Raw genomic sequence first — 13,698 nt, 5'->3', positions numbered from 1 at the left:
ACTGATTACAACACAAATATAGCTACTAATTAATTATAATCAAAATATTGATGAAAAATAATTCGAATCAGACAGAAAATTCTTTACTGAAGACGTTAGCCATAATGCAAAACAAACAGATAGGAGAAAGACTGAAAGGTTTAAGAAATTTGCTAGCAAAGCGGGCTGAAGAAATCTCTAGCGTATTGGCAATGAGCACAAATACATTAAAAGGGGCAGAGAATGGAGAGAATGTTGGGGTAGAGGTTATCAATGAACTTATACTCTTCTACGGATACACTTTGCAAGAGTTCTATTCCCTTAAGAAACTCCCTAGTTGGAAAGCTCTTATGCAAAGAATTATTAAGTACCATATGTCGATACAGAGTAATGCTCACATGATATTAGAAGAGCGTGCTGGCTTGATGGAACTGCTTGAACATAGATTAATACCAAACACAAAGCTTTTTGAAGATTGGGTAGACGAACAAGAAGTTATAGACTTTTGTAAGAAAAACTACTCATTTATATATGATACTGCAACCAATACATTGAATAGTGCTGTGAAGAAAGGTTGGTTGCAAAGAGACGATAACGTTTCCCCTAAAAAATATAAATTGACTTGAGCACTAAGTTGAAACAGAACTACTATTTTCTTTAACCAATTATAAGGCGACAGTCCAATAACAGGTTTAGTACCATTTGCGGAAGAGAAAAAGTAAACAACTAACTAGTCTAAAAATTAAACCAATAACAAAGCAAAAACATATGAACTTATTATTTTTAAACCTAGGAACATCTGAATTTTTACTTCTCGTACTTCCTATCTCTATATTTTACATATATACATTCTATCATTTAATGAATAATCCAAAACTGGATGGTAATCGTACATTTTGGATTATAGCGCTATTGGTCGCGTCGGGACTGGCTATGATATGTTACTGGATATTTGGAAAAGATGGAAATAAGAAATCGACTAAGGAAACTGCATAGATCTTGCCACTCGCTCGAGCGCCCTATAATAGGCTTGGAACCTCCTGCGGAAGAGAAGAAATAGAAAATGGGAAAACGAACGTATAGTTTGTAGATGTAACTTCGTTGAGCCCTTCGGGGTTCTCGACACCCTCGACTATCTGTCCCGATTTCGGGATGACGAGGCCAACTTCAGAAGAAAACCAAAAGGATATCAAAAAAAGGAGAGTATCAAAAACAAAACCATAGACAAGCTATAGGCAACTGTACGAACCAATTTAAAGCATTAGCAAGAGTTAAGCAGGGTTAAGCAAGAAAAAGATGAGAAATCCTAAGCTACTCCGGATTTAAAAAGTATGAATTTTCTTAATTAAGCCATTCGTTATTTAAATAAATAGACATATTTTTAAATAAGGTTTTTATTGTTTAATTTTGCTCATCCAATTTTAAACAACTGCATCTTCAAGTTAAGGTGTTATCATTAAATTTATCCAAATGAAAGACTTCAAGGCTGGAACATATATCAATCAGGGATTCTATAAGAGTTTTCAACCAACTGAAATGAACAAGCAATGGGTTTTGGATGACATGGAAATTCAACAATTGCTATCCAAAGCAGATCGACAAATAGGACGCCTGGATATGTATTCTGAATACATCCCCAATATTGACTTATTCATCAGCATGCATGTCGCTAAGGAAGCGACCCAGAGCAGTAAGATTGAAGGTACGCAAACCAATATAGAAGATGCTTTCTTAGATAAAGAAGATTTACGCGTCGAACGAAGAGATGACTGGGTAGAAGTTCATAATTACATTGAGGCAATGAATCAAGCGATTCAAAAGCTCCACGAATTACCTTTTTCTTCAAGATTAATCCGTGACACTCATCGTATTTTACTACAAAGCGCTCGTGGTGAACATAAATTACCTGGTGAATTTAGAAGCAGTCAGAATTGGATTGGTGGCGCTAGTATCAATGATGCTACATTTATACCGCCCGTGTGTAACTCTGTTCCAGAATTAATGAATGATCTAGAGAAGTTCGCGCACAATGAAGAGTATTTTATTCCTGATTTGCTGAAGATTGCTTTAATACATTATCAATTTGAAACTATTCACCCTTTTTTGGATGGTAATGGTCGGGTAGGACGTTTATTGATCACGCTATACTTAGTTGATAAAGGGATTCTTAAAAAACCTATTCTGTATTTATCAGATTTTTTCGAGCGTCATCGAGGATTATATTACGATAATTTAATGCGTGTCCGGACACACAGCGATATCAAACAGTGGTTGAAGTTTTTTTTGGTTGGAATTATAGAAACAGCCAAAAATGGAGTCGCTACATTTGATGCGATATTAAAATTAAAAAAAGAAACAGAAGAGTTACTCCAGAAAAAGAGTACGAGAAGTCATCATATACTTAGTATATTAGACCAATTGTACCAACGTCCAATTATTAATGCACAACAAGTCGTAACATTAACGGGAGTATCCATGCCAACCGCTTACAAAATTATCGACGAAATGGAACAATATGGTATAATAAAAGAAATGACAGGAGGAAAAAGGGGACAGATTTTTATGTTCGACTCTTACATCAAGTTGTTTTAATCGATAATAAACAACGAAGAAACCAAAAATTGGTCATTAGCTTCTCGTAATATTTTCAAGAAAAGAGAATTGGAAGAAAAAAGCAATATGCAAAAATGCATATAGCCAACGGCAACATATCCCTACAATTACAGGGGGATCGAAGCGTTCAAAACGCAGGCTACCAAAGCACTCTCCTATCTTAGCGAGCGGCAGAAGACCAGCGAATCGCTCAGTCATCAAAGAGCCTCCTCCGAGATTATGATTAGCTACAGCACTATCGTCGCCATAGACCTGCCAAACGGTATGAAAAAAGGTGATGCTATCAAGCTGAAAGGCAGGTCGGTATTTGAGTTCGACAAGGACGGGAAGATCTGCAGACTTACGGATATAGCGTTTCTTTAAAATGGATAGCCATGACACACCCTGAAAATATTAAATCACCCCGGACAAAGCTACTACACCACCGAAGCGGGCAAGGAAGTATTACGACTGAAACCAGAAGGAGAAGAAAACGAAAACAGTTAGTGAAGCCAAGTAAGAAGTGATACTAAAAAGCAATAGAAGACTCGCCTTTAGGGGAAGCTAAAATGATCAGATTTTGATACTGAAAACAAAACACACCACTGGTTTAGAAGAAAACTAATTATCTAAAATATCATTATTCCACCCAAGGTAACAGAACAAAGAGTACATACTAAATGATATATAGACAACATCGAAAAAATCTATGTTAATCATGAGATTTACGAAGGATAATGTTGGCACAAAAAACTATAAAATAATTTGCGCTGGATCTTAGTAAATAAGTTCTGAAATCAGCACAGCATAGAACAGAAGAAAGCGAAAAGTATTGAAAAATAAATAGTTGACAGAAATAGGAATATAATAAATTTTATTACTATATTTATCATAGGTTATTTTTACCTTTGCAGCCACTTATGATAGAAGTTCGTCATGAAAAACCAAATCTTTGAATATTTTATCTTCAAAACACTTGTTCATTTAAGAGACAACGGAAGATCTAACGATCTGAGTATCCTTAAATGCGTAAAGCTTTTGTTTTTCTTCTCCACCGTGGAGGATGATGAAGGTAATTCATTGATTGATCATTTCAATAATGTTTACGCTATGCCGCTAGGCCACGTAGAAAAAGATATATATACATGGATGAAAGCAAATAGCTTTGACAACTTTTTATTTACAAAACAACAAACAACATTAAAAAGACAGACTATACTGTCTAGTTCGTTTGATCAAACTGTTGTTAGTATAGTCGATCCAAAGTTTGAGCTGTTATTGAAGAAAAATCCTGAAATATTATTCATGCCCGCGTATGATCTTGTCGAACTAAGCCATCAGTGGTTTTCATGGCGATATTATTTTAACCAAGCTAAATCTCAGAATAAGCTAAGTATGAAAATCCCTACCCAGGTGATTAAAAACGAATACAAAGTGTATAGTTTTTAATACATTAATACTAAGGTATGGGAACATATTTAATTGGAGTTGCCAAAAAGGTAACTGAATATCAAGCGGAATTAACCAAAACTGTTAATGCTATACCCACGGTTTCCATAGATCCTGAAGAAGAATCGATAAGAGCTAGTGATATAACAGAAGTGACCGCACAATCGGCAAACCCAGAAGTTATTAATGAAACCAGTGATCAGAAAAAAATCACCGAATCAGAACAACAACTAGATTTAGGCGATCATTTTTTTGAGCCAACATCGACAGAGATAGAATCAACGCAAACCCAAAACACAACTACTGAGCCTAGGACACCACTTATACCACCTAATGATATAGACCATGTAGGTGCTTTTTCTAGTTTCTCTGACTCATCCATTAGAGAAATAGTGAAATTACTAAGTTACAGCTTACTATCTGGTGAATTCTTGACGATAGATGAGGTTGATGATGAGCTCAACTCACTAATTAAACAAATACAATTACTCGTTACTATCGTTGAGGCGTCGGAAAATTTATCCGAAGAGTGGAGAGTCTTTAGAGATTCTATCGTATATTGCCTCGAAGAATATCAGAAATTTGTTAGCTACCTAGTTGCTAACTTCACAAAATACCGTTCGGACCACTATTTTATAATAGAGGACAATAATATCGATCAAATTCCACATCTATCTGATGAACTCCAAAATGTAATTCGGATGTTTACACTAACGCTGAAAGTCTCAAGAAAAGACTTGCTGATCAACAGTGACAGATCTGAATTACAAAGCCTAATAATCTTAAAGCGACAAGTTGATAGTTTAAAAGGAACACAAAAATCTGTCGCTTATGCTTTGGATGTTAAACTTGAATTCTTGATCCATAAATGGGGTGAGCGGTATAAAAGTAAAAACAAAAATAAAACTATAGCAATCAAGTATCGAATCGGTGATACTGAAAAGTCTATTGATAAGTTTGAAATTAAAATACCCACACTAATAAACTGGGATAAAAGAATATATCACCACTACGACTTTTGCACAGACGCCAACCAATATGGATACTATATCCATGACACCCTAAACAAAAAGCGTAAAGGATATGACAAGCTAAACTTCACAGAATTACACGGGCTTATAAAATATTATAAAGATTTTAAAAAGTCTGACACCGAACTAGAACAAATAGTTGATTATCTAATTCATGAAGATTATTCTGACAGACATAGCTATGATCAATATTGTATTGATATTTTCAGGAACTATGCAATTAATAATTATTTTTCGTTAATCTCTGAGAATGAAACATGGGGTCTGGATATATACCGAGAAAAATATTTGGAATGCAAACGCAAATTAAATCACCTCAGTGATAATTACTTTCTAGAGAAAAAATATTTAGACTACGTCCTAAAGAGAATAGAAACTGATTTTGCAAAGTCATCAAAAGAAGAAAAGATAAGTGTACATGAAAAATATGTGGATAAGGTTGATAAAGAATGTACGAAACTACTGAATGAGTATTACGACAAAAAGGAATGGGCAAAAACGCATGACAACTATATCGTGATCCTTCCGTATGAAGAATCTTTAGTAGAGCTTTCGAAAGAAAAACACCCAGATCTACCCAAGATACTTTTTTTCACTAGTTTTGTACTGCCCTACTATAAAGATTCTATCGATTATGAATATTCCAAAACTAGACAGCTATTCAGAGAGGTGAAGGCTCTGACTAGCGTGGTAGGGAGTTTAAAAACTGATCTTCAAAATCTGAACGAATTAAAAAAAGACTTTGATAAAAAAGACTTAAAATCTATTGAGACCATTACACTGTTTACAGCAGTGATAACTTTTGTTCTTTCGTCAATACCAGCATTCAAATTTGTTGAAACGGTCCAACATGCAGCTCTATTTATGCTATCGATGTCGGCATCTTTGGCGATTTTTATTCTACTTGTATTTTCATTAACACGTGGGTTTTCTAAGTTTTTCAAAAAACACAGGAACGTTATAACTGCTGCAGTTATTGTTTTTATACTGATTGTAACCACGTTTAGCCTAATCAGCTTCGAAAACAAATCGGTCGATGGAATAATTAATAAATCAATCCAAAACCAAAAGGAAAGAGCGGAATTGGATAGCTTAAAAAATATATTAAATCCTAAGTTAACTGGAGAAAAAATAAGTACTGTGAAATAAAAGATCTAATTATAGTCCTTCCACATGCAAGGACTATAATAGATTTCGGGAATTAATCTTCTTTTTTTTGTGAATCTTTTTTACTTTCACCTAATCCGACATTAAAAACCTGGTATCCAATCCCAAAGCCAATCCACATTTTCCCATTACTTTGCCATTGATAATGCTTTTGATTATTTATATAGTCTACACCCGCATAAATTCCTGCCTGAACTTTTTTATATTGAAGCATAAAGCCACCAAACATGGTTAGCGTAGCTGCATTAATATTTTCATTGGCTTGAATTCCAAGTGAGTTATTTGAATTGAGATCTACACTCCCTAAACCAGCCCCTATTTGCAAAAAACCATTATGAGACGGTCCAGGGCTACCTAAAAGTATATTTAAAGTTGAGTTCAAGTTAAATTGTGCTTCAAATGTCTTTTCATCTTGTGGTCTAAATTTAAAAGGTAGTGTAAGTATTCCTATTGAAATACGCTCAGGTATCTCAGCTTTTACGATCTCCTCAGCTTTTGCTAAATATTCTGCTTTTTTTATTGAAAATAATTTATTATTATAATAGGTAGCATTTGAAACTCCTTTGAATTTTTTATTAGGCACATTAAAAAGCGGATAAACTTTTACCATAAGATCATCTCCATTTATATTTACAATTTTGTATTTAATACCATCATCTAAATAGTTAGCAGTTTTATTTGCTTCATTATATATAAAAGATTGATTTGGATCTGTCCTGGAGTGCTTTGCGGGTGCCAACAAGGTAAAACGAGTGCCGAGTTTTATGTCTGCCTGCGCCCAGCATTTTACTACAAAACCAAACACCAATAATGCGATTAATAAATTTTTCATAATTTTATATTTTAAGTGTTTATTGTTATGAATCCATAATGGTTCAGCACTCGTAAATGCTGTGATGTAAGTGACTTTTCAACTCGAAAATGCCCAATACAATGTTTGTAATAATGTTTATCGTTAAATTATAATTGGTCTTGATTTAATAGTTCTTAGCCTTAAGTTTGAACCTAAAACTTCCAATCTATTTTTACGGCTATAAACATATCGGATTATCTGTAATATCATCAAAGTTATCCCCAATTATAGAATGACACAATACCAAGAACTAGGTATTTTTAGGGAGCCTTGATAAATATATACCCCACTGCTGCATGAATATATAATAGCGGAAGCTCATTAGCCCGTGAACTTACCGAAGATAAAATCAATAAAATGCTGAACGATCCACAAATGATGGAGGCATATCCGCCACAAGGAAAGAGTTGATAGTAAAATTGCTAACTTTGCGGTACGAAAAAATAATATCTATTATCAATGAGTGAATTTTCAAAAATATATCTTGCATGGCGTAAGGGGGCGGGATCCCGTAGGCATATTGTTGGACTTTTGGAAAGAGACAGCGATAATAATATTACATTCCGATATCTCCCTGAAGCCAAAATTTTAAAATCAATAGAGGGATTTATACCTTACTTTGAATTCCAGAACCTAGATAAGGTATATGATGTCAATGTGCTCTCTATATTCGCCCATAGGCTGATCAAAACGGATCGCCCGGACGCTCAGCACTTCTTGGATTTTTGGGAAGTATCTGCTGAAAAAGTAGATGATAAATTTCACCTGTTAGGTAAAACACAAGGGTTAACGGCAACGGATAACTTCGAATTCTTAGCGGAATACCAAGATAGTGATGATCTTCCTTTTTTAACTGATCTCTCAGGACTCTCTCATTACCAGATCCCAAAAGATTTTGTAAAAAATGGCGACTCACTACAGTATGCTCTTGAAAAAGATAATGTATACGATCCCGAAGCGGTATTGGTCAGCTTTAACGGAACCAAACTGGGGTATATAAAAAAGGTGCACTGTAGAATTTTTAAAAAATCTGAAAATCTGAAACTTACCATAAAAGCTATCGAACAAAATGGCGTGATTAGGAAAATATTTATAAAGATAGCTACCTAAACAAAGCAGCATTCAACAAATGCTGCTTTGTTTTTTTTACACGGGCGTCTGTCTTACGTCTCTACCGGTGGTCATTACCCTAAGCTTGCTATCGCCTCTCTCTTAGGGTGGTGTGTCCACAGTTTATTATAGCACTCTCCTATTTTAGCGAGCGACAGCAGACCATCGAATCGCTCAGTCATCAAATTATTGCCTCCGAAATCAGGATCTACTACAGCAGCATCGCAGCCATAGACCTGCCAAACGGTATGAAAAAGCTTTCATGATTCCTTTTGATCACCAACAGATAGGAAAGCTCTTGATGTCCTTAAAAACAGATACTCCCAGAAAAATGGTGACATAATAAAACTGAAAGGGAGGTCAAAAATAAAACTCAACCTAGTATCATACCTGATGTAAATATCATTGAAGTCGAAGGTGTTAATATCGGGGAACTAACCATATCTGAATTCCCTATTAAACCGGTTGCATTCAAAGGCCGATACTATAAGAGACTCAACAATTCTAATCACATTTTATCTCCGACTCAAATTTCTGATTTAAGCTTGCAGTCGCTTCAACTTTCATGGGATTCTTATCCTGCGTACGGCAAGACACTGGATGATTTAGATATGCATTGGGTAGAAAAGTTTATCGACAAAGTAAATACTACGGGCAGGTTTCATTTACTCTCTGATGTGAAAAGTAGTCTTGAAAAACTTAAACTTATCAATGGAAATGAAATTACCAATGCTGCTTGGTTATTATTCGGAAAAGGGAATATCGGCTACAACATACACCTAGGGAGGTTCAAAACATTTACTTTTATTATAGATGACCGCATGTTTAACGCAGCTTTATTTCAGGCGGTCGATGATATTATGCAATATATTATAGCGCAGATTAAAGTGGCTTTTGAAATTACGGGAAAAACCACACAGCGAACCGAGATATTTGAATACCCCTTGGCCGCTATACGCGAGATAACACTCAATTGTATCATTCACAGAGACTACAGAAGCCCTATCGATGTCCAAATTAAAATATTTGACAATTATATTTCCTTTTTCAATCCTGGCAAACTAATGGGGGATTTGACCGTTGATGACCTTCAATATGACAATTACAGAGCCTATTCTATAAACAAACTAATTGCAGAAGCATTCTATTTGACGGGGGATATTGAAAAGTATGGCAGTGGATTTCTTCGTGTACGAAATGAGATTTCGACATACCCTACCATGAAATTAATAGTAGAAGAAATCTCTAACGGTTTTCACGCACAATTGGGCTATACTGATCAGAAGACCTCTACAGTAATTAAAGAGGGGGATCGGTTTTCTATCAATCAACAAGCTATCTTGGAAGCTATGAAAATAAACCCAAGAATCACTATTCCAGAATTATCGACAATTGTAGGTATTAACGAAACAAACATACAAAAGAATCTAAAGAAACTACGAGATATTAAAAAAATAAACCGCGTGGGGTCAGCAAGAGGAGGCTATTGGCAGATTCTTGATTGATACGTATCAAATAACAACAGCCTTCCCCAGAAGAAAACAAACCAACGGAATAAACAGACCAAACCTAGAAGAAAGCCAAAAGAGGTTAAAAAGTAAGGACAATTATAAACTAAAAGCACTAAGCAACGATGGAATCTATAGTCTCAGATATAATCAACATTATAGAAAACGGTCGTCAAAAAGCCTATCATGTGATCAACACCTTTATGGTTGAATCATACTGGCTGATAGGTCAAAGGATTGTAGAAGACGAACAACAAGGCAAATCAAAGGCTGGTTATGGCGACTCTCTTCTAAAGATTCTATCTAAAGGATTGTCCAAAAAATTCGGAAGCGGATTCTCTCCCGCTAACTTACGGAACTTCAGACAGTTTTACTTAACGTACCCCGATATTCAAAAATGCTACGCACTGCGTAGCAAATTGAGTTGGACGCATCATCGCACAATAATGCGCGTGGAAAACGAACGTGCCAGAGAATATTATATTCGCGAAGCAGAAGAACAAAACTGGAGTACCAGAAGCCTGGAGCGAAATATAAATTCTTTATATTATGAAAGATTGCTTTCTTCAAAGGATAAAAAGATAGGGCTACAGATCAGTATAGAACAGGAGAAAAACCGTCCGGAAGACTTTATCAAAGATCCATATGTATTTGAGATTTTAAATATCCCTCAATCGAAAAACACGTCAGAGAAGAATGTGGAATCGGCACTCATTCAGAATCTTCAACAGTTTTTGTTGGAACTGGGTAAAGGTTTCTCATTTGTAGGTAGACAATATAGCGTCAGCACCGAACTAGAGCACTTCTACATAGATCTGGTGTTTTACAACTACCTGCTGAAGAGCTTTGTACTGATAGACCTCAAGGTCGGAAAACTTACACATCAAGATATTGGACAGATGGATATGTATAGAAGGCTATTTGATGACCTCAAAAAACCAGAGGGTGACAATCCAACAATAGGAATAATATTGTGTACCGAAAAAAGTGAAACTGTAGTAAAATACTCTGTAATGAACGACAGTCAACAGCTCTTTGCTACGAAGTATATGATGTACTTACCTTCGGAAGATGAACTCGTAGCAGAAATAGAACGGGAGAAAAATTTATTACGTGAGCAAGGTGTTCCGTATGGAAAGGAGGACTAAATGATAATAAGAGCAGGCTCTTCTACTGTGGTCGGCTTGAAACAAGAGGAAGAAAACGAAGCGATATAAATAATAGCCACCTCCAGAAGAAAAACAAAAGGAGATAAAAAATAAGGGAGAATTATAAACTATGGCAACGGCGAAGGCCAGAATCCCTACGGAAGAGAAAATAGTTTAACATCAGATAATCCAAAGTTTAATATCAGATATTTCAAAGTTTAACATCAGATAATCCAAAGTTTAACATCAGATATTCCAAAGTTAATCGTTATATTTGACTTAAATAATGGAGGTTAATATGTCAGAATGGATAACAAGAACGTTAGCGGAGGAGATTAAGAAGCGAATAGATCAATACCCTATTCTAGCGGTAACAGGTCCGAGACAATCAGGAAAAACCACTCTACTTAAAATCCTTTTCCCCGATTATGCATACGTGTCTCTTGAAAACCCTGACAATCGTTCGTTTGCCACGGAAGATCCAAATGGTTTTCTCCAACAATATGCAGGTCCGGTGATTTTAGACGAAGTACAGCGGGCACCTGAATTGTTTTCCTATCTGCAGACAGCTGTAGACGAATCCGGCGAGATGGGGCAATATATCCTCTCAGGTTCTCAAAATTTTCATTTGCTCAAACATATTACACAATCCTTGGCTGGACGGGTAGCTCTATTTCGCTTATTACCCTTGGACACCCATGAATTAGAGCAGGCGGGAAAATTGGCCGACAATTATCTAGAAGCTTGTATAAAAGGAGGCTACCCCGCGATCTACCATCGAGGCATTAATCCAACAGATTTTTACGCCAACTATATCCATACTTATATCGAAAAAGACGTCACCGAACTGATCAATATTCGTGATTTAAATAGTTTTAGAACATTTCTAGGGCTGTGTGCGGCACGGGCAGGGCAACTATTAAACCTTACAGCGATGGCCAATGCGTGTAATATTTCGCAGCCTACTGCAAAATCTTGGTTGTCCATTTTAGAAAGCAGTTATGTTGTTTTTCAGCTCTATCCCTATCATGAGAATTTTAATAAACGTTTGGTAAAAACTCCTAAACTCTATTTTTATGACACCGGTCTACTGACTCATTTACTACAAATCAGAGAGCAGGAGGAATTGGCAACGAATAGATTCAAAGGTAATATCTTTGAAAATTTTGTAATTGCCAATTTTCAAAAATTTAATGAAAACAGCTATCAGCATCTTCAATATTATTTTTGGCAGGATCATAACGGAATAGAGCTTGACCTCTTGCTCAAGAATGCCCATGGATTTGACGTGTATGAGATAAAATCCACTCAAACAATAAGCGCTCCCTTATTTAAAAACTTAAAGCATTTCGCAGAATTGGCCGAGCCTCAAATCGTAATACCTCATTTGATCTATGGTGGTGAAGAAAGCCTGATACGTAGTGGTGTACAGGTATTACCCTGGAAAATGACGGTAAAGTAATTGAGACCTCACTGAAAGATCTGCACAAGAAATGGTTTATTTTTTCCAGAATGGATAGCTTGGCTGAGAAGGCTGGCAAAAATGGAGTGACTGCGTACCGTAACACCCTTTAATAGATCTGGTGCCACCTGTGGAAGAGGAGGGGGGCGTAAAGAATAGCCCCTGCGGATGCAAGAGCTACCAAATCAATGATAAAGCCACCGAGGATGATGGCAGCTACAGATGGAGCTCCCCGATGGTATGGAAGAACTGCCGGTACATCTCTACCTGATTGTACACGACAAGGAGCAAAAGGCCTTCTCCAACAGCCTCTATTTGGGACTGTTCTAATCCGCTAACATTTTTACTACATAACATGACAACAACAACTCGCCCTTTGTGGCTGGCCCAGGGCTGGCAGGGACAACTCTCTATAAAAGAAAAGCTATTCTTTGGCTTTCTGGCGCTGGTCATCGGCTGGATCATGGTATCTACCGTATTGCAGCTGCTCGATCCTGCTATCGGTATCTTAGATTTCGGAACACTTACTGTTGCGGCCTTCGGACTGCTGGTCGGCTGGCTTGCTGTCTATATCAGCATATGGCTGCAGGAGCTGCTGTGGCATCCTTTTCAATCGTTCCGTAAACAGTTTGATTATCACTTTAACCAACTATCCTCATGGCAACAATGTATTCTTTATTTTTCGGTCTTCTTCTTACTGTTGTATGCAGTGATAATGGCTGTGGAAGTAGTGTTTTAAAATCTAGGCCGATTTATTCAGCCCGTGTCAGTCGTTCTATCTGTACGATGGTGAAAAATGCCGCCTTTGATATTTTTAAAAATTTGAAGGTGGATGCACAATCCGTTGTTTTAGAAATATCCAGCGACGAGCTTTTGTTTCCTTTTTCCGGAAAAAAGGAAAAGCCCTGCCACGGCTTGAGTGGCGTAGAAGATACGCTTTCTGGCATGGAGGACAGAATCAATATCATTAAGATTGCTTCTGCCGAGGTAGGCGTAAAAGAAGCTACTGGCAACAACGACGGAAAGCGCGTGGAAGAATACCTCCGCTACACCGACCTGGGCAAAGGCTACGACTGGTGCGCAAGTTTCGTGTCATGGTGTTATGGACAAGCGGGGTTATCACAGCCCCGCAATCCCTGGAGCCCGGCACTATTTCCAAAGGCTCGGGTGTATTGGAAGCAAAACAAATTTTCGAATTCGCATATTCGCGATTTTATCTCCAAAGCTAGCATATTCGGTATATACGGCGCCAAGGCTAAACGCATCAACCACGTAGGATTGGTCAAAGAAATATCTAATAACTACCTGATCAGCATCGAAGGTAATAGCAACAACCGGGTAGAATCCCGACGCAGACACTTCCACACGGTACATGCCTTAGCAGATTGGACAAGTTAAC

At 36.8% G+C, this 13,698-nt stretch carries 14 protein-coding genes; 12 read left to right on the top strand and 2 right to left on the bottom strand.

Going from position 1 to position 13,698, the window contains the following annotated elements; all coding sequences use genetic code 11:
• Positions 1-50 precede the first annotated feature (50 nt).
• The 3 genes from G7B20_RS12220 (at position 51) to G7B20_RS12210 (ending at position 2,571) form a co-directional block, all read left to right on the top strand.
• Positions 51-605 (top strand): hypothetical protein, encoded by a 555-nt coding sequence (locus G7B20_RS12220; protein WP_164111694.1) that lies wholly within the window; start codon positions 51-53, stop codon positions 603-605.
• 142 nt (positions 606-747) lie between these two features.
• Complete coding sequence (locus G7B20_RS12215; RefSeq protein WP_164111692.1) at positions 748-975, top strand: PLDc N-terminal domain-containing protein; 228 nt, start codon at positions 748-750, stop codon at positions 973-975.
• Positions 976-1,449: 474 nt separating this feature from the next.
• A complete protein-coding gene (locus G7B20_RS12210) occupies positions 1,450-2,571 on the top strand; it encodes a Fic family protein (protein ID WP_164111690.1) in 1,122 nt (373 codons plus the stop codon).
• Between the two features lie 36 nt (positions 2,572-2,607).
• Here the strand turns inward: G7B20_RS12210 and G7B20_RS12205 are convergent, their stop codons facing one another.
• A complete protein-coding gene (locus tag G7B20_RS12205; RefSeq protein ID WP_164111688.1) occupies positions 2,608-2,973 on the bottom strand; it encodes a hypothetical protein in 366 nt (121 codons plus the stop codon).
• Between the two features lie 534 nt (positions 2,974-3,507).
• Here G7B20_RS12205 and G7B20_RS12200 point away from each other — a divergent pair.
• Both G7B20_RS12200 and G7B20_RS12195 read left to right on the top strand, forming a co-directional pair.
• Positions 3,508-4,020, top strand: coding sequence for a hypothetical protein (locus G7B20_RS12200; protein ID WP_164111686.1), 513 nt, complete (start codon positions 3,508-3,510; stop codon positions 4,018-4,020).
• Between the two features lie 17 nt (positions 4,021-4,037).
• Positions 4,038-6,200, top strand: coding sequence for a hypothetical protein (locus G7B20_RS12195; protein ID WP_164111684.1), 2,163 nt, complete (start codon positions 4,038-4,040; stop codon positions 6,198-6,200).
• Between the two features lie 52 nt (positions 6,201-6,252).
• Here G7B20_RS12195 and G7B20_RS12190 read toward each other — a convergent pair whose 3' ends face one another.
• The gene (locus G7B20_RS12190) at positions 6,253-7,050 is read right to left on the bottom strand and encodes a hypothetical protein (protein ID WP_164111682.1); all 798 of its coding nucleotides are present in this window, start codon (positions 7,048-7,050) and stop codon (positions 6,253-6,255) included.
• Positions 7,051-7,530: 480 nt separating this feature from the next.
• Between G7B20_RS12190 and G7B20_RS12185 the strand changes: the two genes are divergently transcribed.
• From G7B20_RS12185 to G7B20_RS19490, 7 genes are all read left to right on the top strand, one after another.
• Entirely contained in the window at positions 7,531-8,181 is a 651-nt protein-coding gene (locus G7B20_RS12185) for an HIRAN domain-containing protein (RefSeq protein ID WP_164111680.1), read from the top strand.
• Positions 8,182-8,726: 545 nt separating this feature from the next.
• Positions 8,727-9,686 carry an ATP-binding protein gene (locus G7B20_RS12180; protein ID WP_164111678.1) on the top strand — a complete coding sequence of 320 codons (960 nt, stop codon included), beginning with the start codon at positions 8,727-8,729 and terminating at the stop codon, positions 9,684-9,686.
• A gap of 128 nt (positions 9,687-9,814) precedes the next feature.
• Complete coding sequence (locus G7B20_RS12175; RefSeq protein WP_164111676.1) at positions 9,815-10,837, top strand: YhcG family protein; 1,023 nt, start codon at positions 9,815-9,817, stop codon at positions 10,835-10,837.
• A 298-nt stretch (positions 10,838-11,135) separates the two neighbouring features.
• Positions 11,136-12,299: an ATP-binding protein gene (locus G7B20_RS12170; protein ID WP_164111674.1), complete on the top strand. Its 1,164-nt coding sequence runs from the start codon at positions 11,136-11,138 to the stop codon at positions 12,297-12,299.
• A gap of 206 nt (positions 12,300-12,505) precedes the next feature.
• A complete protein-coding gene (locus G7B20_RS19610) occupies positions 12,506-12,637 on the top strand; it encodes a hypothetical protein (RefSeq protein ID WP_262886576.1) in 132 nt (43 codons plus the stop codon).
• Between the two features lie 17 nt (positions 12,638-12,654).
• The gene (locus G7B20_RS12165; RefSeq protein WP_164111672.1) at positions 12,655-13,038 is read left to right on the top strand and encodes a hypothetical protein; all 384 of its coding nucleotides are present in this window, start codon (positions 12,655-12,657) and stop codon (positions 13,036-13,038) included.
• Positions 12,957-13,697, top strand: a complete 741-nt coding sequence (locus G7B20_RS19490) for a CHAP domain-containing protein (RefSeq protein WP_240452905.1) — start codon at positions 12,957-12,959, stop codon at positions 13,695-13,697. The genes G7B20_RS12165 and G7B20_RS19490 overlap by 82 nt, the downstream gene beginning before the upstream one ends.
• The last annotated feature ends 1 nt before the right edge of the window (position 13,698 follow it).

This window comes from Sphingobacterium sp. xlx-96 (assembly GCF_011007365.1).
GTDB classification, from domain to species: Bacteria; Bacteroidota; Bacteroidia; order Sphingobacteriales; family Sphingobacteriaceae; genus Sphingobacterium; species Sphingobacterium luzhongxinii.
This window is presented reverse-complemented; position numbering and strand designations above follow the sequence as displayed.

What these genes read in the sequence shown, in the direction of transcription:
- G7B20_RS12195 (WP_164111684.1), top strand. Translation starts at nt 4,038, where the DNA reads ATGGGAACATATTTAATTGGAGTTGCCAAAAAGGTAACTGAATATCAA.
- G7B20_RS12210 (WP_164111690.1), top strand. Translation starts at nt 1,450, where the DNA reads ATGAAAGACTTCAAGGCTGGAACATATATCAATCAGGGATTCTATAAG.
- G7B20_RS12200 (WP_164111686.1), top strand. Translation starts at nt 3,508, where the DNA reads ATGAAAAACCAAATCTTTGAATATTTTATCTTCAAAACACTTGTTCAT.
- G7B20_RS19610 (WP_262886576.1), top strand. Translation starts at nt 12,506, where the DNA reads ATGATGGCAGCTACAGATGGAGCTCCCCGATGGTATGGAAGAACTGCC.
- G7B20_RS12175 (WP_164111676.1), top strand. Translation starts at nt 9,815, where the DNA reads ATGGAATCTATAGTCTCAGATATAATCAACATTATAGAAAACGGTCGT.
- G7B20_RS19490 (WP_240452905.1), top strand. Translation starts at nt 12,957, where the DNA reads ATGGCAACAATGTATTCTTTATTTTTCGGTCTTCTTCTTACTGTTGTA.
- G7B20_RS12215 (WP_164111692.1), top strand. Translation starts at nt 748, where the DNA reads ATGAACTTATTATTTTTAAACCTAGGAACATCTGAATTTTTACTTCTC.
- G7B20_RS12190 (WP_164111682.1), bottom strand. Translation starts at nt 7,050, where the DNA reads ATGAAAAATTTATTAATCGCATTATTGGTGTTTGGTTTTGTAGTAAAA.
- G7B20_RS12165 (WP_164111672.1), top strand. Translation starts at nt 12,655, where the DNA reads ATGACAACAACAACTCGCCCTTTGTGGCTGGCCCAGGGCTGGCAGGGA.
- G7B20_RS12220 (WP_164111694.1), top strand. Translation starts at nt 51, where the DNA reads ATGAAAAATAATTCGAATCAGACAGAAAATTCTTTACTGAAGACGTTA.
- G7B20_RS12185 (WP_164111680.1), top strand. Translation starts at nt 7,531, where the DNA reads ATGAGTGAATTTTCAAAAATATATCTTGCATGGCGTAAGGGGGCGGGA.
- G7B20_RS12170 (WP_164111674.1), top strand. Translation starts at nt 11,136, where the DNA reads ATGTCAGAATGGATAACAAGAACGTTAGCGGAGGAGATTAAGAAGCGA.